We start from the raw sequence: 23189 nt of genomic DNA on the forward strand, positions 1-23189 counted from the left end.
GTCCGGGCCCGACCCCAAGCTCGACCCCAAGCTCGACACCGGGCCCGACCCCAAGCTCGACCCCAAGCTCGACACCGGGCCCGACCCCAAGCTCGACCCCAAGCTCGACACCGGGCCCGACCCCAAGCTCGACTCTGAGCCCGACTCCAAGCCCGACCCCCGGCCCGCGCCGAGACCGAGCGCGACCCGAGCCCGACCCAAGCTCGACCGCCAGCTCGACACCGGGCCCGACACTGAGCCCGACCCCAGCTCGACCGCAAGCTCGACACCGAGGCCGACACCGAGCGCGACCCCGAGCCCGGCGGTGTGCCCACCCCGAGACCGAGTCTGAGCGCTAGCGCGACTCGGTGCGTACGGCCCCGCCTGGCCCCGGCTCCAGACCCAAACCCCACTCGAAGCCCAAGCCCGGCCGCACCTCGACCTGACCCGACCTCGGCCCGCGCACGGGGCCGAACGCGACCCGCTTTGTGCGAGGCCAAGCGTGCGGCCGGCCTGCCGGTGACCCACCACCGGCATCCGATGAACCTTCGGCGGTCAGGGCTGGATGATCGCGCTGATGCGCCAACCGGCCTTCGGTTCGCGCTCAGAGCTGCGTGAGGGTGCCCGGCTGGGTCTTGCTGGCCTGCCGGTTGTGCGGGTCATCGTGATCAGCCTCGTCGTCGGGATGCCGCTTGGCAGCGTGGTCTCGGTGCCGCCAGCATCGATCGCCTGGCCGGCCGTCAAGCGGTCGGTGACTTTGAGGGTGATGGTCGTTGAAGTGCGACGGGTGATCGCAGTGCTGTCGATCGTGATCCGAAGGCCTTCGACGCGAATGTTCCGTTCGCGGTACTCAGCGAGAAGTGCGCGGTCCCTGAGCCAGGGCGGACTACCTGGAACGTAGATCCGATCGAGGGCATCGAGATCGAGAGTCCAGAACGCCTTGGCACGTTCGGCGTCGAGTGCTTCCAGCGTTCGCCTCCAGGCGGCTACCTCTGCTGGCGATGCCGCAGATTCTGGTGGTGAAGCAGCTGTGGTCCGTGTCGTACCCGGCGATGCCTCAGGACGCGCAGAAGCCGCCGGCACGCCAACTGTCGACCGCACCGGAGGTTCGGTTGCTGGTGCGGTCGGCGGCGCGGTCGGTGGATGCGCAGTCGGCGGAGACTTCGCGGTCGGTCGTGTGGGGGTGGTCGAGGTCGCGGTTGGTTCGGATCGGTGAGTCGGCGATGCCGTCGGGGACCCAGCCGTTTGGTGCGACGTGGGCTGCGAATGCGTGCGGCTTGGTTGAGCAGCTGGTGGTGCGTCGATCGTGCGGAGTGTGGCGATTCCGACGGCGAGTACGACGACCGCGCCGAGGGCGACCGCGGCGAGGACTCCGTACGCCGGGTGCAACCGCAGACGGAGCGAGACTTGCGGGAATCGACGCAGTGGGAGTCGCTCGGTTCGGCGGGCCCCGGCTCCTGAGAGACCAAGGGACGTGGAGCGCGAGGGGCCGCGTGCCTCGGGGCGTAAGCGGCTGCGGAGGCCAACACGCGAAGTGCTGCGGAACCCAACGCGCGAAGTGCTGCGGAACCCAAGGCGCGAGAAGCTGCGGAGCCCGAGGCGCGAGAGGCTGCGGCTCCCTAGTCGCGAGAGAGCCCAGAGCGCGGGGCTTGAACGTCGACTAAGAACAGGCGGTGAATGGCGGCGGGCCCCGGCACGCGAGCGACGGCCCAACTCGGTGCGTGGAAGGGTGGGGAACCAGGGGCGTGAGCGTCCGCCGGGCACAGGGCCCGGTGGTCGGCGGAGCGCGGGAGGCGAGAGCGGGCTCAGCGTCGGACGCACCAGTCGGCTCGGCGCAGGCGATCCGAGTCGGCTCGGCGCGGATGCTTCGAGTCGGCTCGGCGCGGGCGATCCGAGTCGGCTCGGCGCGGGTGAATCGAGTCGGCTCAGCGGGGAGGGTTCGAGGCGGCTCAGCGCAGGGGCACTGAGCTCGCTGGCGGACGCTTCGAACCGGCTGGACGCAGGTGGTTCGAATCGGCTCGGGGCAGGCGGTTGGCGCTGGCTTGTCGCAGACACTTCGGGCTCGCCTGGCGCAGGGGCTTGGCCCCCACTCGGCGCCGGAGGTTCAAGTGGGTTGGGCGCGGGCGACTCAAGTCGGCTCAGCGCAGAGGACTCGGGTCCGCTCGGCGCAGAGGGTCCGAGCTCGTTGGCGGGTGATTCGGACCGGCTGGACGTCGGCGGTTCGGATCGGGTCGGGGCAGAGGGTTGGCGCTGGCTTGGCGCAGACACTTCGGGCTCGCCTGGCGCAGGGGCTTGGCCCCCACTCGGCGCCGCAGGTTCAAGTGGGTTGGGCGCGGGCAATTCAAGTCGGCTCAGCGCAGAGGGGTCGGGTCCGCTCGGCGCAGAGGGTCCGAGCTCGTTGGCGGGTGGCACGAACCGGCTGGACGTGGGCGGTTCGGATCGGGTCGGTTGGCGCTGGCTTGTCGCAGGGGGTTGGCGCTGGCCTGTCGCATGGGCTTCGGTCTCGCCTGGCACAGGGGTTTCGGGTTCGCCTCGCGCAGGGGTTTGGAACCGGCTTGGCGCCGGAGGTTCGAGTGGGGTGGGCGCGGGTGGTTCGAGGCGGCTGAGTGTTGGGGGTAGGCGGGCTGATGCGTGTGGTCGGCCGAGGGTGGGGCCGCGGCGGGTGCGTTTCGTGGGGGCTTTGGTGGATGGTGGGGCGGGTTGGGGGTGGCTTGGTTGGGGTGGTGGTGCTGGAGGTGAGTTGGGCGGCGGTGGAGCGAGCGGTGCGCGGGAGGCAGAGGGTGGATTGTCGTCGTCTGCGGACCCGTCTGACGCTGCAGGTTGATTGCCGAGGCGCCGGGAGTCGTGGGTCGGCTGATCTCCAGAGAGCTCGGTCGCGCTGGGGCTGGTCGTTGTCGTGGCGGGAGACCAGCCGGCGGGGAGGTTTGTGTGTGGCGGTGCGGAGAGGGGGTCGGGTGGGGCCAGGTCTATGGGGAGAGCTTGGGTCAGGGCAAGGACGTGATGGGACAGCGTTTGGATGGGTGGGTTCGTGAAGAACGCGGCTGGGAAGGGGGTGGGGTCGGCGGCAGCGTGGCGGGTGAGGGTGGCGAGGGCTTGCAGATCGGTGGTGGTGGGGTCTCGGTGGAGGGTGGCGTCGGTGAAGACCGGGCGGCCGTCGGCGTCGAACAGGACGTTGTGAGGGTGGATCGCGCCGTGGGTCAGGCCAGAGGTGTGGAGGTGAGCCAGGGCGTCGGTGAGCGGGGCGAGGAGGGTGACCAGCTCGCCGTACGTGAGGGGGCCGCGGCGGGTGAGGAGCGCGGCCAGGGTGCCGGCGGCGAGGTGTTGGGTGATCAGGATCCAGCCGGTGTCGGTCTCGCGGTGCTCGAGCAGGCGGGCGATGTGCGGATGCCGGATCCGGGCGAGCATGCTGAGGTCCTCGCGGAGCCGCCGCGGGTCGGGGCACGCGCTGAGCGGGATGTGTTTGAGCACGGCGTTGCGGCCGGTGGCGCGGTCCCGGACCTGCCAGACGGTGCCCGACGGTCCGGACCCGAGCTGCCGGCGCAGGCTGTAACCGGTGAGGTCTGCGAGGTCCATGCCCAAGAGGATGCACCGATCGCGACCCCGCCCGTCGAAGTTATCCACAGCCCAGGGCGCAGGCCCTGATCAGGCGGCACCTACACTCGAAGGCGTGAGGGCTATCAGGTACGTGGAAGCCGGTTTCGGTGCCGACGCGGTGGACTACGAGTCCGCGTGGGCCGAGCAGCGACGACTGCACGGGGAGGTTGCCGAGGGCACCGGCTCGGACACGGTGATCCTGCTCGAGCACCCGCCTGTCTATACCGCCGGCAAGCGCACCGAGCCGCACGAGCGGCCGATGGACGGTACGCCGGTGGTGGACGTCGACCGTGGCGGCAAGATCACCTGGCACGGACCGGGCCAACTGGTCGGGTACCCGATCGTGAAGCTCGCCTCACATGTGTACGTCGTCGACTACGTCCGGCGGCTCGAGGAGGCTCTGATCGCCGTCTGCGCCGAGCTCGGCGTGAAGACCGGCCGGGTCAAGGGCCGCAGCGGGGTCTGGGTGGCGGCCGACGACCGCGGCCGGGAGCGGAAGATCGCCGCGATCGGCATCCGGGTCGCGCAGGGTGTGACCATGCACGGCTTCGCGCTGAACTGCAACAACGACCTGGCGTGGTTCGACCGGATCGTCCCGTGCGGCATCTCGGACGCCGACGTGACCACCCTGTCCAAGGAGCTGCGACGCGAGGTCACGATCGCCGAGGTTCTCGAGCCGGTCCGCCGGCACCTCGACGAGCTCCTCGCCTGGAACGAGTACGAGCGCAGCCCGGACATCGACCATCACGAGGAGCCGCCGACCGCGATCACCTACGGGCTGACCGTCTGAGGCTCCAGACCGACCTCCGCGCGCCAGTCGGCGTGCAGAGAGCGCAGTTGGGCCACGACCTCCGGCTGAGCTGACAGCTGGTTGGTCTGCTCGCCGATGTCGTCGGCCAGGTTGGCCAGGAACCAGCCCTCCCCCATGGGCGCATGTTCGTAGTCACGCAGGTGCCTGGTGTTGGGGTCGTCCGCGACCCAGCTGAGCTTCCAGTCCCCCGACCGGACCGCCCACTGGAAGCCACAGTCCCAGTGCAGGTTCTCGTGCGCCACGGAGGCGGATCCTGCCAGCACGGGCAGGATGTCGAGGCCGTCCGTGCCCTCAACTGTCGCACTGGCCGCTGCGGCCAGTGTCGGGACCAGGTCCATCGTGCTGACGAGTGCGTCGGTACGGCGTCCGGCCGGCAGTTGGCCGGGCCAGCGCCACAGCATGGGGATGCGGATGCCACCGTCCCAGAGCGTGTACTTCGTGCCACGCAGCGGAGCGTTGTCGCCGAAGTTGCAGGTCGATCCGCCGTTGTCAGTCACGTACACGACGATCGTGTCGTCGCCGGCCGTGTCGAGTAGCCGGCCGATCTCGGCGTCCATCAGCTCCAGCTGGGCCAGGTAGTACTCGCGCCCGTGCGGCAAGTTCGGCACGATCACGTCGTCGTACCACTCCATGAACGGGCGGTCGGTGTCCGGCGACCAGTCGCGGAACGCCGGCAGGCCGCGCGCCTCCAGTTCGGAGTCCGGGAGCTGCCAGCAGAAGTTGTGTACGGCGTTGAACGCGACCATGCAGAAGTACGGCCGCTCGTCCTCAGCGCTCATGAACTCCGACGCGCGCCGACCGAACTCGGCCGTCAGGAAGCCCTCGTGCTCGACCGGCTCGTCACCGGACAGCAGCGGCTGCACGGCCATGTGGTGCGCGGCGGGCTGTCCGTACGACGCGACCGCGTCCTCGGAGTGATGCAGGTAGTTGAGCCGGCCGAACGACTGCCCCGCCAGCCCGTACAGCGTCTCCTCGAAGCCGTGGTGCGGCGGACACGCCCTGTCCCCCACGTCTTCCTTCCCGTAGTGCACCTTGCCGAAGTAGCCGGTCCGGTACCCCTGGTCACGCAGGATCTCCGCCAGCGTCGGTACGCCGGCCGGCGGGAACTCGGCCGAGTCGAACCATTGGCCGCCCCACCGCTGCTGGTACCGCCCGGAGATGATCGACGCCCGCGACGGGCTGCAGATCGGCGCCGTCACGTACGCGTCGGTGCAGGTCACTCCCTCCGCGGCCAGTCGGTCCAGCGCTGGAGTACGGACGTCCGGGTGCACACCGAGGCCGCTGCGATCGGCGTACCCGTGGTCGTCGGAAACGATCAGCAGAATGTTCGGAGCGGGCAACAGCTCATCCTCTCGAGAGACGCGCGGCCTGGTCAGCCTTCGCACGGGCATCGGTCGCATGTGGATCCAGCAGCAATCTCAGCTCAGCATCCAGTCGCTGCACCAGAGCCGTCTCACCGGACAGGTCGTGGAGCTCCAGCGGATCCTCGTCGACGTCGGACGCCGACCAGGCTGACGTGAGCGTTCGTGCGGTGCGGTCGGAGCGACGGGTGGCGCAGGAGCAGTGGCAGCGAGATCACCGGGTGCTCGTCGTCTGCTGTTGCGGGTAGCTCGACGTCGGCGGGGTCGTACAGCGCGCGGAACTCCGGTGGTGCGACCAACGGGAAGTGCGGGTGCATGTAGCCGACAGGAACAGATCCTCGCCCGGGTCTCGCAGGAACTCCACGGCGGCATCCGTCCCAAGCCTAGGCAAGCGATTGCCGGGTCGGGTAGGGCAGATGTGTCCGGTGTGACGATCCGGGCGGCGCCGAAGTGTCTGCACGGCGTGGGGGCCGAACGTGGCTACCTTGGGCTCGTGGCCAAATTTCTTGGGTTTTTGCTCGGGGTAGCTGTCGCTCTGGCCGGTCCGGCGGTGTTCGGGGTGCTCGCGGCGCCGGGCGGTATCGAGCTGAACGCGAAGGAGATGGCGCTCGCCTACGGCATCGGCGCGCTGATCTTCTGGGCCGTGGTGTCGTACTTCTCCGGCGCCGGCGCGCTGGGGGCGTTCGTCGCCTTCGGCACCTTGGTCTACTGCTGGCTGTGGATCCCGAACCGGACCACGAACTTCCTGAACGACGTCCCCGGCGTCACGAACGGGATGATCGAGGGTTCGAAGCAGTACACGCTGAACGGCGTGGTGCCGATCCTCGGGGTGATCTCGCTGGTGTACGCGATCCAGCTGATCGTCCAGGGTGTCCGGCGGCGGCGCCGGGAGCGGGCCGACGCCGAGCGGCTGCAGCGCGAGCAGGAAGCCGCGCAGGCGCAGCAGGAGGCGGACGTCGCCGCGGTGTATCCGGTTGCCGGGGGCACCTATCAGGCGCCGGCGGCGTACGAGAGCCACACGCGGTACGACGACCTGTTCGACGAGCCCGAGCCGGTCCAGCCGCGCAACCAGGCCGACGAGCAGACGCGCCAGTTCCCTGTCGGCGTGGCCGAGGAGGCTGAGCACACCCGGCAGTTCCCGGACGCAGATGCCGACAGCAACTACGCCGCCGACGAGACGGTAGTCGCCCAAGCCCCGGCCGCCGAGCCCGTCGAGGCGGACGAGCCCGCAGCTCCTCCGCTCGACGAAACCCAGCCGGTGAGCACCACTCCCCACGCAGCCGCCCCGGCCCACCCGACACAGCCGGCCGAGGCCCAGCCTCCGGAAGCCAAGCCTGCAGAAGCCAAGCCGACGGCAGCCGAGCCGGCGGCAGCGCCTTCGGTCGATGAGACCCAGCCGATGGAACCGCCCGAGGCAGCCGCGCCGGACCATCCGGCGCAGCCGGCCGATCCCCAGCCTGCAGAACCCGAGCCGGAAGCACAGGCCACGCCCGAGGCGCCGGTGGCTGATCAGGCTCAGCCGGACGGAGACCGTCCGGTGCAGGAGAAGGCGGAGCGGGCTGTGGCTCCCAAGGAGCAGATGGGTGCTCAGTATCGGGAGCGGATGGAGGACCCGGAGGACACCGGGGAGTTCCACCTCGCGTTCGAGAACCCCGCAGTACGACCCGCCTGAAACCAGGCGAAGCACCGGCTGAGCTCAGGCGACGTGCATGCGTTGTTGGTGCTGGTCTCGGCGGGCGTGTTCGGTGATGGCTTCGTCGTAGGCGGCGGTTGCCATGTGGAGGACGTCGCCGGCCATCTGAGCTCGCGGGGAGTCGGTGCTCCAGGCGAGGATCAGTTTGCGGTGGATCGGGTCGCCGGCGAGGGTGCGGGTGGTGACTTCGGGCGAGAGCATTCGGTACGACGTGGGCGAGATCAGCGCCACGCCTTGTCCACTGGTCACGAAGCCCATCAGCACCGACGTGTCGACGGAGTGATGTTCCACGCGCGGCTGGAATCCGGCCGCCTCGCACGCCGCGCGGAACAGTACGTGGAACCCGCTGTCGTCCGGCGGCTCCCCGATCCACTCCTCGTCACTGAGCGCCGCCAGCTCGATCTCGCCGCGCGTCCGGCATGCGACCGGATGGTCGGCCGAGAGCGCGACGTACGCCGACTCGGACTCGACGACCGTAGTGGCCTCGACGCCGGCCGGCAGCCGCAGCTCGAAGCCCGGGAACTCGCGCAGCAACGCGAAGTCCAGCCGGCCGCTCTCCAGCTGCTGCAGCAGCACGCTGGTCGACCACTCGACCTCGATGCTCACCTGCTCGATCTCGCCGTGCGAGCGGAGCCGGGACGCGATCCCGGACATCGGCGCGGTCGGGAATCCGCCGAGCCGGACAGCCGACGACTCGACCGCGGTCATCGCGGACACCGTCGCCGACAGGTGGTCGACGTCGACCAGGATGGCGCGGGCCCGATCCACGGCGTACCGGCCGAGCGGGGTGGGCGTGACGCCGGTGCGTGAGCGTTCGAACAGCTCACCGCCGAACGCCGCCTCGATCCGCTTCAGCTGCGCGGTCAGGCTCGGCTGGCTGACCTTGAGCCAGCGGGCGGCCCGTCCGACGGACCCCGCTTCGGCCACCAGGACAACCACCCGCAGGTGGCGCAGCTCGACGTTCATGCGTTGAGACCGTAGTCGAGGTCTACGCACAGCACACAGCTGCCCAACATTGCGGTTTCGTCACAGCCAGGCCCAGACCTGTAACGCCGGACCCGGCCGTGACGATTAGCTACGAAGTTTTCAGCGCCAGCGCCTCGCGGTAGCCGAGGCGGCGCCCGGTCTGCAGCAGGGTGCGTTCGTACAGCCGGGCGCCCATCCGGACGATCAGCACAGTAGTGGCGAGCAGCAGCGCGATCGCGACCAGCGGCTGCCAGAGCGGGACGTCCTCGGTGAGCATCCGGCCGGGCATCGACATCGACGAAGCGATCGGCACGAACGAGGCGACCGTCTTGGCCGACGATCCCGCGAACACGGAGAAGAAGAACGGGATCATCAGAATCATCTGCCCCGGCAGCGTGGTCGACCCGAGGTCCTCCTGCCGCGTCGCCAGCGAACCGGCGACTGCCCACAGCCCGGCCAGCGCGACGAACCCGAGCACGAAGAACACGACGAACCACCCGGCGACCGGTGCGACCACTTCGAGGATGTCGGCCTGGTCGGTGGCCAGCAGCCCGATCAGCGAGACGCCCGCGATCAGCACGATCTGGGACAGCGCGAGCACGGTGTTGCCGAGCACCTTGCCCCACAGCAGCGACCGGATCGGCACCGCGGCGGCGAGGATCTCGACGACGCGGCTCTCTTTCTCCTGGACGACGCTCTGCGCGATCATCATCCCGAAGCCGAGCGCGGTCATGTAGAACACCAGCGCCAGCCCGATGTTCACGAAGTCCGACACCACGTCAGGCAGCGGGCCGGGGGTCAGCAGCTCCAGCGAGACCTTCGTGCCGGCGTGCAGTTCCGCCGGGCTCAGGCCGGCCTTGGCGGCGTTCGCCTCGGTCCCGACCGCCGCGGCCGCTTCGCGCAGCGCGCCTTCCAGACTCGAGTCGACGCGGTCCTTGCCGAGGACGACGTACCCGTCGGTGCCCGGCAGCAGCGCGGCCTTCACGTCGCCGTCGGTGACGGCCTTCTCGCCGGCCGGGCGGTCGGCGACGCGCGTTGCCTCGAAGCCGTCGCCACCCGCGGTGGCCGAGGCCTGCTGGACCACCCTGACGCCCGAATCGTCGATGACCGCAATCTTGTCGGGGCCGCCCTTGCCCGCGAGCACAGCGGGAATCAGCACCGCCGCGATCACGATCAGCAGCATCACCAGGGTCGAGCCGATGAACGTCTTGTCCCGCAGTTTCGTGGTGATCTCGCGCTCGGCGATCAGCACCCAGGGCCTGTCCAACGAGTTCATCGGGTCGCCTCCCGGAAGACGTCGCTGAGCGCCACCCGCTCCGGCCCGAACTCACGGACCGGTCCACGGCTGAGCGCCTCGTGCAGAATCCGCTGCTCGACAGCACCGTCGAGTACGTCGAACAGCGCCGTACCGCCGGCCACGTCGCGCACCTGGATCCCCGGCATGTCCCGCAGCCACCCGGCGTCGCCGTCGACCATCAGGCGGTACGTCGTCGTGGGGCCGGCCGCCAGCTCGGCAACGGCCCCCGCCGCGACGACCTTGCCGCGGGACAGCACGACGAGGTCGTCGCACAGCCGCTCGACCAGGTCCAGCTGGTGGCTGGAGAACAGCACCGGCACGTCCGGCGTGACCTCCTCGCGGAGCAGGTCGACCATCGCGTCGACGGCGAGCGGGTCCAGGCCGCTGAACGGCTCGTCGAGCACCAGCGCGATCGGCTCGTGCACCAGCGCGGCCGCGATCTGCACCCGCTGCTGGTTGCCTAGCGACAACGTCTCGAGCACATCATTCGCGCGCTCGGCGAGTCCGAGCCGCTCGAGCAGCTTCTCGGTCCGCTCCAAGGCGCGCTCCGCGGAAAGCCCGTGCAGCCGGCCGAAGAACACCAACTGGTCGCGGATCTTCATCTTCGGGTACAGACCGCGTTCCTCGGGCATGTACCCGAAGTCCCGGCGTACCTCCTGGGTCAGCGGTTCGCCCTGCCACCGCACCTGGCCGGCCGTCGCGGCCAGGACGCCGAGGATGATCCGCATCGTCGTCGTCTTCCCGGCCCCGTTGGCCCCGACGAACCCGGTCATCCGTCCCGGTACGACGTCGAAGGTCACGTCGTCCAGCGCCAGATGATCACCGAACCGCCGGGTGAGCCCTTCCACCCTGAGCATGTGTCACCGTTCCCGTTGAGGTTCCGCCGGGCGCTCGCCCGACGCTCCCAAGCTAGTCAGCCGAGGTACGTCGGCACGTCGCCCGTGAGGGTGACGAATCGAGTCATCCGTACGACGGACGAATTATCCGGTCGGATCGTCGCCAGGGGTGACCAGGCCGCACTCGTAGGCGAACACGACGGCCTGGACGCGGTCGCGCAGGCCGAGTTTCAGCAGGACGCGGGACACGTGGGTCTTGACCGTCGCCTCGCCGACGTACAGCTGGGCGGCGATCTCGGTGTTGGTCAGGCCGCGGGCGATCAGCCCGAGCACCTCGCGCTCCCGCTCGGTCAGCTCCGCCAGCAGGTCCGGCCGGTACACCCGCTCTCCCCCGCCGGTGAACCGCTTGATCACCCGCCGGGTCACCTCCGGCGCCAGCAGCGCGTGGCCGGAGTGCACGACCTGGATCGCCTCGACCAGGTCCTCCGGCGCGGTGTTCTTCAGCAGGAAACCACTCGCTCCGGCGCCCAGCGACTCGAACAGGTAGTCGTCGCGGTCGAACGTGGTGAGGATCACGACCTTCCCGGCGTCCTCGGCGACGATCCGCTGGGTCGCGGTGATCCCGTCCATCCCGGGCATCTGGACGTCCATCAGGACGACGTCGGGCCGCAGCGCCAGCGCCAGCTCGATCGCCTTCTCGCCGTCGGAGGCCTCGCCGACCACCTCGACGTCCGGCTCGACCGACAGGATCATCCGGAAACCGGCGCGCACCAGGTCCTGGTCGTCGACCAGGAGTACCCGCATCGCCTCACTCAACTGTGACTCCAATCAACGGGATCCGGACCCGGACGCGGAATCCTCCCACGGGACGAGGGCCGATCTCGCTCTCGCCGCCGAGCAGCCCGACCCGCTCCCGGATCCCGACGTGGCCGAGCCGGCTGCCGACCGGCGCGTGCTTCGGGCGGCCGTCGTCGATCACCTCGAGCTCGACCGCGTCGCCGAGGTAACGCAGCGTGAGATGGGCACTGCGCGCCGTCGAGTGCTTGCGGACGTTCGAGAGCGCTTCCTGGGCGATCCGGTAGACCGACACCGAGACGGTCTTGGGCAGTTCGGCCGGCGCGCCGATCTGGTGGAACCCCACCTCCAGGCCGAGGCCGTTCGCCTCCGCGATCAGCGCCGGCAGCCGGTCCGCGCCGGCCTGTGGTTCCTTGGGGTCCGGCGTACCGACGTCGACGTCCGGGTCCGCCGAGCGGAGCATGCCGAGCAGCTGGCGCATCTCGTTCACCGCGCTCCGGCTGGACTCCTCGATCACGTTCAGGGCGTTCTTCGCCGCGTCCGGGTCGATGTCCATCACCCGCCGGGCGCCGCCGGCCTGGATGCCGATACTGCTGATGTGGTGCGCGACGACGTCGTGCAGCTCACGCGAGATCCGCAGCCGCTCGTCGATCACCGCGCGCCGCGAGTTCGCCTCCTGCTGCGCGGCCAGCTCGGTCGCCTGCTGCTCGAGCTCGAACCGCTGCCGGGCGGTCGCCCACGCGGTCCGGCCCCAGAAGTACGCCCCGAAGAAGTAGAGGACGTTCAGCGCGACCGTCAGGATCACGCTGGAGACGTACGGCGAGAACAGGGCGTGGTTCGGCCCGTCGATCGCGTTGTTCCGCAGCGCCGAGACGAAGTTCACCGCCAGCCAGCCGAACATGCCGACGAACACGACCGTGATCGCGGCCTTCATCAGCCGCCGGTCCCGCGCCCAGGCGACGGCGGCGTAGATCGCCATGAACATCGTCGCCTGAGTGACCAGGTTGCCCGCGAACGCGAACACCGCGCGCTCGCCGTTCACCACGAACAGCACCGCGACCAGCAGCAGCACCGGGATCGGCCAGCGGCGGCGGAAGCACAGCGGCAACGCGGCGGCCGCGCTCAGCACGTACGGCTCCACCCCGCCGATGCCGAGGTCCACGTGCTGCGGCGCCGCGCCGCGGGCGAGTTCGGTGCCGAGCAGACCCGCCAGCGCCATCCCGAGCCCCAGGAGTACGTCGTACCGCTGCTCGCGCGCGGTCGGCACCGGACGTGTCCACATTCTCATCAGCCTACGGGTGGAACGCGCCCGATCCGGGACGCGTACCCTGGAGGGCGTGACCATCGCCCCAGAAGGACGGAAACTGCTCAGGCTCGAGGTGCGCAACGCGGAGACCCCGATCGAGCGCAAACCCGAGTGGATCAAGACCCGCGCCAAGATGGGCCCGGAGTACCAGGCACTGCAGAAGCTCGTGAAGTCCGAGCAGCTGCACACGGTGTGCCAGGAAGCCGGCTGCCCGAACATCTTCGAGTGCTGGGAGGACCGCGAGGCGACCTTCCTGATCGGCGGCGACCAGTGCACCCGGCGCTGTGACTTCTGCCAGATCGACACCGGCAAGCCGGAGGCGCTGGACCGCGACGAGCCGCGCCGCGTGGCCGAGTCCGTGCGCACCATGGGCCTGCGGTACGCGACCGTGACCGGCGTCGCCCGCGACGACCTGGACGACGGCGGCGCCTGGCTGTACGCCGAGACGATCCGCCAGATCCACGAGCTGAACCCGGGCACCGGCGTCGAGATGCTCGCGCCGGACTTCAACGCCGTCCCCGAGCAGCTCGCCGAGGTGTTCTCGTCCCGGCCGGAGGTGTTCGCGCACAACGTCGAGACGGTGCCGCGGATCTTCCGCCGGATCCGCCCCGGGTTCCGCTACGAGCGGTCGCTGGACGTCATCACCCAGGCCCGCGACTACGGGCTGGTCACCAAGTCGAACCTGATCCTCGGCATGGGCGAGACCCGCGACGAGGTCAGCCAGGCGCTGAAGGACCTGCACGCGGCCGGCTGCGAGATCATCACGATCACGCAGTACCTGCGGCCCTCGGTGCGGCACCACCCGGTGGAGCGCTGGGTGCGGCCCGAGGAGTTCGTGGAGCTGGACGCCGAGGCGCAGGAGATCGGTTTCGCCGGGGTCATGTCCGGTCCGCTGGTACGGTCCTCGTACCGTGCCGGGCGGCTGTACCGTCAGGCCGTTGAGTCACGTATGAACAACCAGGACAGGTAGAGCAGGTAGAGATGGCCAAGAACGACGCGCCCGAAGAGAAGACCAGCCGGCTGAAGCAGATCCGGTCGGCGTACCAGCTGACCAAGAAGTCCGAGCCGCTGGTCGGCCTGGTGCTGGCCGGGATCTTCCTCGGCATCGTCGGGCTCGCCGTGCTCGGCGGGTTCCTGGTCGGCCCGCTGCTGGTGTGGATCCCGCTCGGCGTCGCGCTGGGCTTCCTCGCCGCGACCATCGTCTTCGGCCGCAAGGTCGAGAAGGCGGCGTACAGCCAGATCGAGGGCCAGGCCGGTGCGGCCGCGTCCGCGCTGCAGACGCTGCGCCGCGGCTGGAACGTGGCCCCGGCCGTCGCGGTCACCAAGAACTCCGACATCGTCCACCGGGTGGTCGGCCGGCCGGGCATCATCCTGGTCGGCGAGGGTCAGCCGAGCCGGGTGAAGAACCTGCTCGCGGCCGAGGCCAAGAAGCACAACCGGGTGGCCGGCGGCGCCCCGGTCACGCAGATCGTCGCCGGTCAGGGCGAGGGCGAGATCGACATCCGCAAGCTGACCAAGTACGTCATGAAGCTGCCGGCGGTCCTGCAGCCTTCCGAGATCACCGACCTGCTGCAGCGGCTGAAGGCGCTGGACGCGGTCCGGCCGCAGGTGCCGATGCCCAAGGGCCCGGTCCCGACCAGCCTGAAGGGCGCCCGCCAGGCGATGCGCGGACGGTGACCACAAGGTAACCAAGCTGCATGCTCGGCAGTTGATCTGTTCAGAGATGCGCCGTGGGGAGGCTGGTTGCCCTTAGGGTGCGACCAGGACGGATTACAGGGGAACAGCTGAGATGACGGATCTGATGCCGCGTGCGCAGCGTGCCGCGCACGAGCCGGTGGCCGAGACCTGGCCGACGCTGGCCCGGCCGCGCTCCAATCCGGTCCGTCGGTACGGCGCGGCGACGGCGATCCGGATGATCGCCAAGGACCTGCCGGCCACGATCCACCTGGACAGCAACCGTTCGTACGGTCTCGGCGGCCCGTCGATGCGCGTGCACCGGACGGCGGCGTTCCTGGACCGGCTCGGGCAGGACGCCGGATCCGGTTTCGGCGAGGCGTACCTGGCCGGCGACTGGGACCCGGAGCCGGGCACCGACCTGGCCGATCTGCTCGTCCCGTTCGCCGAGCGGTTCAGCAACGAGGAGACCCGGCACCTGCTGCCGAAGTGGGCGCAGTCGCTGCGCTGGCTGGTCACGAAGTCCCAGCCAGGCGAGCAGGACAACGACCGCGCCGGCGCCCGCGAGAACATCAGCCGGCACTACGACCTCAGCAACGCGATGTTCTCGGAGTTCCTGGATCCGACGCTGACGTATTCGGCGGCGTACTTCCCCGACGCGACAGCCGACCTGGCCACCGCGTCGTACGACGAACTCACCGACGCGCAACTGCGCAAGCTCGACGCGATCCTCGACGCCGCCGGGGTGCGGTCCGGGTCGCGGGTGCTCGACATCGGGTGCGGCTGGGCGAGCCTGGCGATCCGCGCCGCCCAGCGCGGCGCCTGGGTGACGGCGATCACGATCGCCTCCCAGCAGGCGTTGCTGGCGCAGCGCCGGATCGCGGACGCGGGCGTCGGAGACCGGGTGCAGGTCGCGCTGCGCGACTACCGCGACCAGATCGGCGAGTTCGACGCCGTGCTGAGCGTGGAGATGATCGAGGCGGTCGGCGAGAAGTACTGGCCGGTCTACTTCGACGCGATCGAGCGCCGGCTCGCGCCCGGCGGCGTCGGCGTCGTACAGGCGATCGTGATGCCGCACGAGCGGATGCTCGCCACCCGGAACACCTTCACCTGGGTGCAGAAGTACATCTTCCCCGGCGGGCTGATCCCGTCGATCAAGGTGATCGAGGACGTCACCGCCCAGCACACCGGCCTGCGCGCCGAGGTGATCCGGCATCTCGGCGCCGACTACGCGCGCACCCTGCGGATCTGGCGGAACCGGTTCATCGAGCGCTGGCCGGCGATCGCGGCGCTCGGCTTCGACGACACGTTCCGGCGGATGTGGGAGTTCTACCTCGCCTACTCCGAGGCCGGGTTCCGGACCGGCTACCTGGACGACGTCCAGCTGCTGCTGACGCGGCGCTAGCGGCGTACGACGATCGTCTTCGCGGCGAGGTCGTGCAGGCCACGCCGGTCGCGGTCGAAGACCACCGCCGGGATGACCAGGCAGATCAGCAGCGACCGGACGATCCCGGCCAGCAGTCCGGGCGGGGCGACGAACGTCTTGCCGGCGCGGACCGGGCGCACCTGCAGCCCGCAGATCCGGTGGCCGATCGTGCAGCCGAGCAGCCCGGTCAGGATCGCGGTCGTCCCGAAGAAGACCGCCGTGTTGATCGAGCCGTAGTTCGGGCCGCCGTCCCAGATCGGGCGGGCGGTGATCACGGACGTGATCAGGGCCGCGATCAGCCAGTCGACGAGCAGCGCGAGCACCCGGCGGCCCCAGGTCGCCGCCGAGGCCGGGCCGTCCTCGGGCAGACCCAGCCGATTGCCCGGGTAACGGAATTCTTCGGTGGGCCCGGTTGCGGCCGCCGGGGATGATGCCATGATGTCTAGCCTACGGACACGTCGTGAGAGGTCCCACGCGGGCCGCGATATCTCACGGCGTAACCGCCGTACACCAGTGGGTCAGCGCGGACACGCTGGGCGTAACATCCGCGAAACATCAGGGTCACGACGGAGAAACCGGCGGGCCCTACGTTCAGATGCAATCTCTGAGCCACCCTAGGAGTACGTATGTTTTCCAGCGCTGAGGAGCTCCTCGCCTACGTCAAGAACGAGGGCGTCGAGATCGTCGACGTCCGGTTCTGCGACCTGCCGGGCATCATGCAGCACTTCACCGTCCCGGTGTCGTCCTTCGGGCCCGAGGTCTTCGAGGACGGCCTGGCGTTCGACGGTTCGTCGGTCCGCGGTTTCCAGCAGATCCACGAGTCCGACATGAAGCTGCTGCCGGACCCGACCAGCGCGTACATCGACGAGTTCCGCACCGCGAAGACGCTGGTGATCAACTTCTTCGTGCACGACCCGCTGACCGGCGAGGCGTACAGCCGCGACCCGCGCAACATCGCCCGCAAGGCGCAGGAGTACCTGAAGTCGACCGGGATCGCGGACACCGCGTTCTTCGCGCCGGAGGCCGAGTTCTACGTCTTCGACGACGTCCGGTTCGAGACCAAGTCGAACGGCGCGCACTACTCGATCGACTCCGTCGCCGGCGCCTGGAACACCGGCCGGGTCGAGGACGGCGGCAACCGCGGCTACAAGGTCCGCTACAAGGGTGGCTACTTCCCGGTCGCGCCGACCGACCACTTCGGCGAGCTGCGCGACGACATCACGCTGGCGCTGGAGCGGTCCGGCCTGATCGTCGAGCGCGCCCACCACGAGGTCGGCACGGCGGGCCAGGCGGAGATCAACTTCCGCTTCGACGAGCTGCTCAAGGCCGCCGACGACGTGATGAAGTTCAAGTACATCGTCAAGAACAAGGCGTGGGAGGCCGGCAAGACCGCGACCTTCATGCCGAAGCCGATCTTCGGTGACAACGGCTCCGGCATGCACTGCCACCAGTCGCTGTGGAGCAACGGCGACCCGCTGTTCTACGACGAGTCCGGGTACGGCGGCCTGTCCGACACCGCCCGCTGGTACATCGGCGGTCTGCTCAAGCACGCCCCGTCGCTGCTGGCCTTCACCAACCCGACGGTGAACTCCTACCACCGCCTGGTGCCGGGCTTCGAGGCGCCGGTCAACCTGGTCTACTCGTCGCGGAACCGCTCGGCCTGCATCCGGATCCCGATCACCGGGTCGAACCCGAAGGCGAAGCGGATCGAGTTCCGCTGCCCCGACCCGTCGGCGAACCCGTACCTGGCCTTCGCGGCCCAGCTGCTGGCCGGCCTGGACGGCATCCGCAACAAGATCGAGCCGGCCGACCCGGTCGACAAGGACCTGTACGAGCTGCCGCCGGAGGAGCACGCGGGCATCGCCCAGGTGCCGACCTCGCTGCCGGCCGTGATCGACGCCCTCGAGGCCGACCACGCCTTCCTGCTCGAGGGCGACGTCTTCACCGAGGACCTGATCGAGACCTGGATCGACCTCAAGCGCGAGCAGGAAATCGCCCCGATCCAGCTCCGCCCGCACCCGCACGAGTTCGAGCTGTACTACGACGTCTGAGTCGTAGCTCCCGAGAAGCCCACCCGGTCCGTCCGGGTGGGCTTCTTCGTGTTTCAGGGGTCGTTCTTCGTTCGCGTGTGGGTCCTTGGACTCTGGGGCGGCAGCGATCCGGCTTCGTATCGTGGAGGGTCCCGGCGGACAACTGATGAGGGGGTTCGGGACATGTGTCGATGGCTTGCCTACTTGGGAGAACCCCTCAGACCGTCCAGGCTGGTCCTGGACTCGCAACATTCGCTGGTCGCACAGTCGCTCGACTCGCCGTTGGGCGCGGAGACGGTGAACGGTGACGGGTTCGGGTTCGGGTGGTACCCGAGCGATCCGGAGCCGGGTGCGGAGCCAGGGATCTTCCACAGCATCGAGCCCGCGTGGAACGACCAGAACCTCAGGGAGTTGACCCGGGCGGTCGAGTCGTCACTGTTCTTCAGTCACGTGCGCGCCGCGGCCGGCCCGCCGATCCAGCAGACGAACTGCCATCCCTTCCGGTACGCGAACTGGCTCTTCATGCACAACGGCGTGCTGGCCGGTTTCGGTTCGGTCAAGCGTGACCTCACCTTCGCAGTGGATCCGTCGCTGTATCCCCACATCAAGGGGACGACCGACTCCGAAGTGCTCTTCCATCTGGCCTTGACCCTCGGGCTGCAGCAGGAGCCGGTGAGCGCCATGGCGAAGGCGGTGCAGATGGTGGAGTCGGTCGGGCACGATCATGGAGTCACCTTTCCTGTTCAGGGCACTTTCGCCGTGTCGGACGGAAAGAGCATCTGGGCGTTCCGCTACTCCTCGCAGCATCGGACTCGCAGCCTGTTCCACTCCGTTGACATCGAGACCCTGCAGCAGATGTACCCCACCGAGGAGCGCCTGCGCTCCTTCGGCCGGCACGCCCACGTCGTGGTGTCGGAGCCGCTCAACGACCTTCCCGGCGCGTTCGTCGAGGTCCCCGAGTCGACCGTCGCGATCCTCGACCAGTCGGGCTACCATCACGAACCGTTCCTTGCCGAGTGAGGTCCGGGTGGGCCGCTTCGCGTTCAGGACAAGGTGTCGAGTTCGATGAGTGCGGCGGTGTCGACGTGGACGTCGGCGGCGCGCAGGTTGTCCTCGAGGTGGGCGACTCTGCGAGTGCCGGGGATCAAGGCAGTGTGTTCGTCGTGCGCGAGGATCCAGGCGAGGCAGACCGCCGCGGGGGTCGCGCCGAGGCGGGCGGCGATGCGCTGGACGACGGGATGCTCGGCCGGTGACGGGATCTGGTCGAAGGCGGAGCCCAGCGGGAAGTACGGGATCCAGGCGATGCCGTTCGCCGCGCACAGCTTCAGCTGGTCCTCGGACGAGCGGTCGAGCACGCTGTAGGCGTTCTGGACGCAGACGATGCCGGCCGGGAGGGCCTGTTCGAGCTGCTCGGTGCTGACATTGCTGAGGCCGATCGCGCCGATGAGCCCTTCGTGGCGGAGGGCAATCAACTCGGCGAGCTGGTCGTCGAGCGGGACGATCTGATCGCCCTCCGCGATGAGGCCCGGGCCCTGGTCGGCCCGGCGGAGGTTGACCACCGGCACCTGGTCCAGACCGAGCGATTCGAGGTCGAGGTGGACCTGTCGGCGCAGGTCGGCGGGATGTTGCGCCAGGGCCAGCGGGACCGGCGCGTCCACCCGTCGCGCGCCGACCTTGCTCACGATGACGAGGTCGTTCGGGTACGGGCTCAGGGCGGTCCGGATGTGCGCGTTGACCGTCGTGTGCCCGTAGAACGACGCGGTGTCCAGGTGGTTGATGCCTAGCTCCATCGCGCGGCGCAGGACCACGCCCGCGGCGGCGCTGTCGACGTGCTCGAGCTGCATCGCGCCGTACCCGATGCGGCTGATCTCGTGCTGCCCGAGCGCGACGCTGCCGCCCGGTCGGTGGGATGTCATCAGCGGTATCCCCAGGTAGAGTAAGTGGAGTTTTCTCCGATTACCGACGATAGCACTAACTGGAGGTTTCTCCACTTATGCGGGCAGATGCTGCGCGCAAGCGCGAGCAGGTGGTGACGGCGGCCGTCGACGAGCTCGCCGAGCTTGCTGTCGCCGCGCGCAGCGGCGCGCCGGTGCGGCTGTCGCTGGACAGCGTTGCGGCGCGGGCTCGGGTGGGGGTGGCGACGCTGTACCGGCACTTCCCGACCCGCGAGGCTCTGCTCGCTGCGGTCTATCACCAGGAGCTCACTCGCCTGTGCGAGACCGCGCCCGGGCTGGCGGCTGCCGGACCGGCAGACGAGGCGTTGCTCGTCTGGATGCACCGCTACCTCGACTTCGTCGATTCCAAGCGGGCGATGGGCGACGGCCTACGTGCTGTGGTCGCGTCGGGCGCGGTCACACAGGCGGACACCCGGGCACGGCTCACCGAAGCCGTCGTACCGTTCCTGGAGGCCGGCGCGGCCGCGGGCACGCTCCGGTCGGACGTGCCGCCCGCGGATGTCGTCACGGCGATGGCCGGCGCCGTGTTCGCCGCGGCGCCTGATCAGCAACGGGAGCAGGCGGAGCGCCTTCTCAGGCTGCTTGTCGACGGTCTCCGGCCGCGCTAGGCGAAGGACTGGGTGCCGATGACGCGGAGGAGGTCCAGTTTTTCGCGGGCGTCGGTGCCTTCGAGCGGCAGGAACGCTCGCACTCTCAGGTCGGCCGCGGGTGTCAGGAGGGTCTCGCAGGTCAGGTCCAGTTCACCGATCTCCGGGTGCAGGAAGCGCTTGCGGGGCAACCGGCGGACGGCGACCTCGTGCAGCTCCCACAGCGCGCGGAACTCCGCGCTCCGCTCGGCGAGCGCGTCGACCAGCTCGGTGACGTCGGCGTCTCCCATCCGGCGTGAGTAGGTGCCGCGCAGATCGGCGACGTGTGCGGCCGAGTGCGCGTCCCAGTCCTCAGCGGGGAAGATCTGCCGGATGGCCGGGTCGGTGAACCAGAGCCAGGTCAGGTTCCGGGCGAAACCGGTGCCCGGGTAGCGGCCGATGACGGAATCGGCGAGGGCGTTCTGCCAGAGCACCTCGTCGAGGTCGGTCACGATGAGGACCGGGATGTCGGTGAGACGTTCGACGAGGCCGATCAGGCCGGGGCTGATGTGCCGCCCGGCGCGGCGCAGCGGCGGCGTGAATCCGGCCAGGTGGTACAGGTGGTCGCGTTCGTCCAGGTCGCAGCGCAGGGCGCGGGCGAGGCCGGCGATGATCGGCTCCGACGGGTTCGCGCCGCGGGACTGCTCGAGGCGCGAGTAGTAGTCGGTGGACATACCGGCCAGCTGCGCGACCTCTTCGCGGCGCAGCCCCGGCGTACGGCGGCGAGCGCCGTCCGGGAGGCCCACGTCGCCCGGGTGCAGCAGCTCCCGGCGCCGGCGGAGGAAATCGGCCAGGCCGTCACGATCGGTCACGCGTTCCATGATGCGCGACGCGCAAAACCGTATCCAGGGACGGCTTGTCCGTGGATGAGGTGTGCCTTCTCCGCGCGCGTCGGCGGCAGCAAGGTGGAGGTAACCAAGGAGGATCAACCATGCGTTACCGCACGCTCGGCCGGACCGGAATCAAGGTCAGCCCGTACGCCCTCGGCGCCATGATGTTCGGTGCCGTCGGCAACGACGACCGCGACGAGTCGGTCCGGATCGTCCACAAGGCGCTCGACGCCGGGATCAACTTCGTCGACACCGCCGACATGTACTCCCACGGCGAGTCCGAGGAGATCGTCGGCGAGGCGCTCAAGGGCCGCCGTCAGCACGTCGTCCTGGCCACCAAGTCGCACCTGCCGATGGGTGACGACCCCAATCAGCGCGGCAACTCGCGGCGTTGGATCATGACCGCCGTCGAGGATTCGCTGCGCCGGTTGCGGACCGACTACATCGACCTGTTCCAGATGCACCGGCCCGATCCGGAAACCGACGTCGAGGAGACGCTGTCCGCGCTGACCGACCTGATCCGCAGCGGAAAGGTCCGCGCGATCGGTACGTCGACCATGCCCGCGAGCGAGATCGTCGAGGCGCAGTGGGTGGCCGAACGGCGCGGTCTCGAACGGTTCCGGACCGAGCAGCCGCCGTACTCGATCCTGAACCGCGGGATCGAGCGCGAGGTGCTCCCGATCGTTCAGAAGTACGGGATGGGCGCTCTGGTCTGGAGCCCGCTCGCGGGTGGGCAGCTGACCGGACGCGCGCCGTCGGACCTGCGGCGGACGGCGATGTTCCGGCACATGTCCGACCAGCGCCGCCTCGACGCCGTCGAGCAGCTGGTCCCGGTCGCCGACGCCGCCGGGCTCGAACTCACGCATCTGGCGATGGCGTTCGCGATCGCGCATCCGGCGGTCACGTCCGCGATCATCGGGCCGCGGACGATGGAGCACCTCGACGACGCGCTGGCCGGAGCCGACGTCGTCCTCGGCGACGACGTGCTCGACCAGATCGACAAGATCGTCCCGCCGGGCACCGACGTCGGCCGCCTCGACATGGACTACAACACTCCCGCGATCCTCGACGCGGGCCTGCGCCGCCGGAACCTCGGCGACCGGCCGGCGGCCTAGCGGCCGGCGGCGGTTCCCGGCAGTCCCTGGTCCTGGCACTCCCAGGGACAGCGGGACCTGGTTGGTCCGGTCGCGATCGCGGATCCTCGGTGGTGGGACCACTGAAAGGACTGTTGCCATGAGCAAGCTCGCTCTCGTCACCGGAGCCACCTCCGGCATCGGCCGGGCGTTCGCCGACCGTCTCGCGGCCGACGGCTACGACCTGATCGCCGTCGGCCGCAACACCGAACGTCTCGACCAGCTCGTCGAGGCCAGGCCGGACGTGAAGATCTCGCCGGTGGCCGCCGACCTCTCGACCCTCGACGGCATCCGGGCGGTCGCCGACCTGGCCGCCGCCGAACCTGTCGACCTGCTGGTGAACAACGCCGGCGTCGCGCACTACATGCCGCTCGCCGAACTGCCGGCGGACAAGGCGGCGGAGCTGGTGATGGTCAAGGTTCTCGCTCCCACCCTGCTGACCCGGGCCGTGGTCGGCGGGATGCAGCAGCGCGGCAGCGGAGCGATCGTCAACGTGGGCGGGATGATCGCGTTCAGCGGACCGGCGCCGAGCACCGTGATGCCGCGGCGCGCCGTGTACGCCGGCGCGCTCGCGGACCTGCTCGCCTTCTCCCAGACGCTGAGCGCCGAGCTGGAAGGCACCGGCGTCACGGTGCAGGCACTGCTTCCCGGTGTCGTCGCCACCGAGTTCCACACGCGTCAGGGCCTGGACCTCAGTGCGATCCCACGGATGAGCGCCGAGGACGTCGTCACGGCAAGCCTGCACGGGCTGGAACTCGGCGAGTCGGTCACGGCTCCAGGAGTTGAGGACCTCAAGCTCCTGGAGACCGTGTTCGCCGCGGACCTGGCCGCGTTCGGCGGCCAGAGTCCGCAGCTGGCGACTCGCTACCGCAACTGA

Annotated in this window: 20 protein-coding genes and 2 pseudogenes; 12 read left to right on the forward strand and 10 right to left on the reverse strand. The window is 69.6% G+C overall.

Annotation, left to right across the window (positions count from 1 at the left end; translation table 11 throughout):
- Nucleotides 1-331: pseudogene (locus tag AB0L64_RS25190) on the forward strand (hypothetical protein); the annotation flags it as partial.
- 213 nt (nucleotides 332-544) lie between these two features.
- Complete coding sequence (locus AB0L64_RS25195; RefSeq protein WP_363713769.1) at nucleotides 545-880, forward strand: hypothetical protein; 336 nt, start codon at nucleotides 545-547, stop codon at nucleotides 878-880.
- Between the two features lie 2258 nt (nucleotides 881-3138).
- Here the strand turns inward: AB0L64_RS25195 and AB0L64_RS25200 are convergent.
- Nucleotides 3139-3552: pseudogene (locus AB0L64_RS25200) on the reverse strand (protein kinase); the annotation flags it as partial.
- 94 nt (nucleotides 3553-3646) lie between these two features.
- Here AB0L64_RS25200 and lipB point away from each other — a divergent pair.
- On the forward strand, nucleotides 3647-4363 hold the full coding sequence (lipB, locus tag AB0L64_RS25205) for a lipoyl(octanoyl) transferase LipB (protein WP_363713771.1): 717 nt from the start codon (nucleotides 3647-3649) through the stop codon (nucleotides 4361-4363).
- Here lipB and AB0L64_RS25210 read toward each other — a convergent pair.
- A complete protein-coding gene (locus AB0L64_RS25210; RefSeq protein WP_363713773.1) occupies nucleotides 4345-5724 on the reverse strand; it encodes a sulfatase-like hydrolase/transferase in 1380 nt (459 codons plus the stop codon). The two genes, lipB and AB0L64_RS25210, sit on opposite strands and share 19 nt — an antisense overlap.
- A gap of 514 nt (nucleotides 5725-6238) precedes the next feature.
- Between AB0L64_RS25210 and AB0L64_RS25215 the strand changes: the two genes are divergently transcribed.
- Nucleotides 6239-7417, forward strand: coding sequence for a hypothetical protein (locus tag AB0L64_RS25215; RefSeq protein ID WP_363713775.1), 1179 nt, complete (start codon nucleotides 6239-6241; stop codon nucleotides 7415-7417).
- A 24-nt stretch (nucleotides 7418-7441) separates the two neighbouring features.
- Here AB0L64_RS25215 and AB0L64_RS25220 read toward each other — a convergent pair whose 3' ends face one another.
- From AB0L64_RS25220 to AB0L64_RS25240, 5 genes are all read right to left on the reverse strand, one after another.
- Nucleotides 7442-8404, reverse strand: a complete 963-nt coding sequence (locus AB0L64_RS25220; protein WP_363713777.1) for a LysR family transcriptional regulator — start codon at nucleotides 8402-8404, stop codon at nucleotides 7442-7444.
- Between the two features lie 109 nt (nucleotides 8405-8513).
- Nucleotides 8514-9680, reverse strand: a complete 1167-nt coding sequence (locus AB0L64_RS25225; RefSeq protein ID WP_363713779.1) for an ABC transporter permease — start codon at nucleotides 9678-9680, stop codon at nucleotides 8514-8516.
- Nucleotides 9677-10558, reverse strand: a complete 882-nt coding sequence (locus tag AB0L64_RS25230) for an ATP-binding cassette domain-containing protein (RefSeq protein WP_363713781.1) — start codon at nucleotides 10556-10558, stop codon at nucleotides 9677-9679. Before AB0L64_RS25230 ends, AB0L64_RS25225 begins: the two co-directional genes overlap by 4 nt.
- Before the next feature lie 123 nt (nucleotides 10559-10681).
- Nucleotides 10682-11341 carry a response regulator transcription factor gene (locus AB0L64_RS25235; protein WP_359932883.1) on the reverse strand — a complete coding sequence of 220 codons (660 nt, stop codon included), beginning with the start codon at nucleotides 11339-11341 and terminating at the stop codon, nucleotides 10682-10684.
- A gap of 4 nt (nucleotides 11342-11345) precedes the next feature.
- Nucleotides 11346-12614 carry a sensor histidine kinase gene (locus tag AB0L64_RS25240; RefSeq protein WP_363713784.1) on the reverse strand — a complete coding sequence of 423 codons (1269 nt, stop codon included), beginning with the start codon at nucleotides 12612-12614 and terminating at the stop codon, nucleotides 11346-11348.
- Nucleotides 12615-12669: 55 nt separating this feature from the next.
- Between AB0L64_RS25240 and lipA the strand changes: the two genes are divergently transcribed.
- From lipA to AB0L64_RS25255, 3 genes are all read left to right on the forward strand, one after another.
- Nucleotides 12670-13608 carry a lipoyl synthase gene (gene lipA, locus AB0L64_RS25245; protein ID WP_355688566.1) on the forward strand — a complete coding sequence of 313 codons (939 nt, stop codon included), beginning with the start codon at nucleotides 12670-12672 and terminating at the stop codon, nucleotides 13606-13608.
- 11 nt (nucleotides 13609-13619) lie between these two features.
- Nucleotides 13620-14315 (forward strand): DUF4191 domain-containing protein, encoded by a 696-nt coding sequence (locus AB0L64_RS25250; RefSeq protein WP_355688567.1) that lies wholly within the window; start codon nucleotides 13620-13622, stop codon nucleotides 14313-14315.
- A 112-nt stretch (nucleotides 14316-14427) separates the two neighbouring features.
- Nucleotides 14428-15717: a cyclopropane-fatty-acyl-phospholipid synthase family protein gene (locus AB0L64_RS25255; RefSeq protein ID WP_363713787.1), complete on the forward strand. Its 1290-nt coding sequence runs from the start codon at nucleotides 14428-14430 to the stop codon at nucleotides 15715-15717.
- Here AB0L64_RS25255 and AB0L64_RS25260 read toward each other — a convergent pair.
- A complete protein-coding gene (locus AB0L64_RS25260; RefSeq protein WP_363713789.1) occupies nucleotides 15714-16175 on the reverse strand; it encodes an RDD family protein in 462 nt (153 codons plus the stop codon). The genes AB0L64_RS25255 and AB0L64_RS25260 overlap by 4 nt on opposite strands.
- A gap of 189 nt (nucleotides 16176-16364) precedes the next feature.
- Here AB0L64_RS25260 and glnA point away from each other — a divergent pair, with 189 nt between their 5' ends.
- Entirely contained in the window at nucleotides 16365-17789 is a 1425-nt protein-coding gene (gene glnA, locus AB0L64_RS25265) for a type I glutamate--ammonia ligase (protein WP_363713791.1), read from the forward strand.
- 162 nt (nucleotides 17790-17951) lie between these two features.
- The gene (locus AB0L64_RS25270) at nucleotides 17952-18788 is read left to right on the forward strand and encodes a class II glutamine amidotransferase (RefSeq protein WP_363713793.1); all 837 of its coding nucleotides are present in this window, start codon (nucleotides 17952-17954) and stop codon (nucleotides 18786-18788) included.
- 23 nt (nucleotides 18789-18811) lie between these two features.
- Here the strand turns inward: AB0L64_RS25270 and AB0L64_RS25275 are convergent, their stop codons facing one another.
- Entirely contained in the window at nucleotides 18812-19684 is an 873-nt protein-coding gene (locus AB0L64_RS25275) for an aldo/keto reductase (protein ID WP_363713795.1), read from the reverse strand.
- A gap of 77 nt (nucleotides 19685-19761) precedes the next feature.
- On the opposite strand from AB0L64_RS25275, the gene AB0L64_RS25280 reads away from it, so the two are divergent.
- On the forward strand, nucleotides 19762-20331 hold the full coding sequence (locus AB0L64_RS25280) for a helix-turn-helix domain-containing protein (protein ID WP_363713797.1): 570 nt from the start codon (nucleotides 19762-19764) through the stop codon (nucleotides 20329-20331).
- On the opposite strand, the gene AB0L64_RS25285 is transcribed toward AB0L64_RS25280, so the two are convergent.
- Entirely contained in the window at nucleotides 20328-21161 is an 834-nt protein-coding gene (locus AB0L64_RS25285) for a helix-turn-helix transcriptional regulator (protein ID WP_363713799.1), read from the reverse strand. The two genes, AB0L64_RS25280 and AB0L64_RS25285, sit on opposite strands and share 4 nt — an antisense overlap.
- Before the next feature lie 119 nt (nucleotides 21162-21280).
- Between AB0L64_RS25285 and AB0L64_RS25290 the strand changes: the two genes are divergently transcribed.
- On the forward strand, nucleotides 21281-22294 hold the full coding sequence (locus tag AB0L64_RS25290; protein WP_363713801.1) for an aldo/keto reductase: 1014 nt from the start codon (nucleotides 21281-21283) through the stop codon (nucleotides 22292-22294).
- Nucleotides 22295-22412: 118 nt separating this feature from the next.
- Nucleotides 22413-23189: an SDR family NAD(P)-dependent oxidoreductase gene (locus AB0L64_RS25295; RefSeq protein ID WP_363713803.1), complete on the forward strand. Its 777-nt coding sequence runs from the start codon at nucleotides 22413-22415 to the stop codon at nucleotides 23187-23189.

The organism is Kribbella sp. NPDC051936, from assembly GCF_040680955.1.
Classification (GTDB): Bacteria; Actinomycetota; Actinomycetes; order Propionibacteriales; family Kribbellaceae; genus Kribbella.

Excerpts from the sequence above, each read along its gene's own strand:
- AB0L64_RS25280 (WP_363713797.1), top strand. The coding sequence starts at position 19,762 with ATGCGGGCAGATGCTGCGCGCAAGCGCGAGCAGGTGGTGACGGCGGCC.
- AB0L64_RS25255 (WP_363713787.1), top strand. The coding sequence starts at position 14,428 with ATGACGGATCTGATGCCGCGTGCGCAGCGTGCCGCGCACGAGCCGGTG.
- AB0L64_RS25295 (WP_363713803.1), top strand. The coding sequence starts at position 22,413 with ATGAGCAAGCTCGCTCTCGTCACCGGAGCCACCTCCGGCATCGGCCGG.
- AB0L64_RS25195 (WP_363713769.1), top strand. The coding sequence starts at position 545 with ATGATCGCGCTGATGCGCCAACCGGCCTTCGGTTCGCGCTCAGAGCTG.
- AB0L64_RS25230 (WP_363713781.1), bottom strand. The coding sequence starts at position 10,558 with ATGCTCAGGGTGGAAGGGCTCACCCGGCGGTTCGGTGATCATCTGGCG.
- AB0L64_RS25270 (WP_363713793.1), top strand. The coding sequence starts at position 17,952 with ATGTGTCGATGGCTTGCCTACTTGGGAGAACCCCTCAGACCGTCCAGG.
- AB0L64_RS25225 (WP_363713779.1), bottom strand. The coding sequence starts at position 9,680 with ATGAACTCGTTGGACAGGCCCTGGGTGCTGATCGCCGAGCGCGAGATC.
- AB0L64_RS25235 (WP_359932883.1), bottom strand. The coding sequence starts at position 11,341 with ATGCGGGTACTCCTGGTCGACGACCAGGACCTGGTGCGCGCCGGTTTC.
- AB0L64_RS25240 (WP_363713784.1), bottom strand. The coding sequence starts at position 12,614 with ATGTGGACACGTCCGGTGCCGACCGCGCGCGAGCAGCGGTACGACGTA.
- glnA (WP_363713791.1), top strand. The coding sequence starts at position 16,365 with ATGTTTTCCAGCGCTGAGGAGCTCCTCGCCTACGTCAAGAACGAGGGC.
- AB0L64_RS25250 (WP_355688567.1), top strand. The coding sequence starts at position 13,620 with ATGGCCAAGAACGACGCGCCCGAAGAGAAGACCAGCCGGCTGAAGCAG.
- AB0L64_RS25290 (WP_363713801.1), top strand. The coding sequence starts at position 21,281 with ATGCGTTACCGCACGCTCGGCCGGACCGGAATCAAGGTCAGCCCGTAC.
- AB0L64_RS25275 (WP_363713795.1), bottom strand. The coding sequence starts at position 19,684 with ATGACATCCCACCGACCGGGCGGCAGCGTCGCGCTCGGGCAGCACGAG.
- AB0L64_RS25260 (WP_363713789.1), bottom strand. The coding sequence starts at position 16,175 with ATGGCATCATCCCCGGCGGCCGCAACCGGGCCCACCGAAGAATTCCGT.
- AB0L64_RS25220 (WP_363713777.1), bottom strand. The coding sequence starts at position 8,404 with ATGAACGTCGAGCTGCGCCACCTGCGGGTGGTTGTCCTGGTGGCCGAA.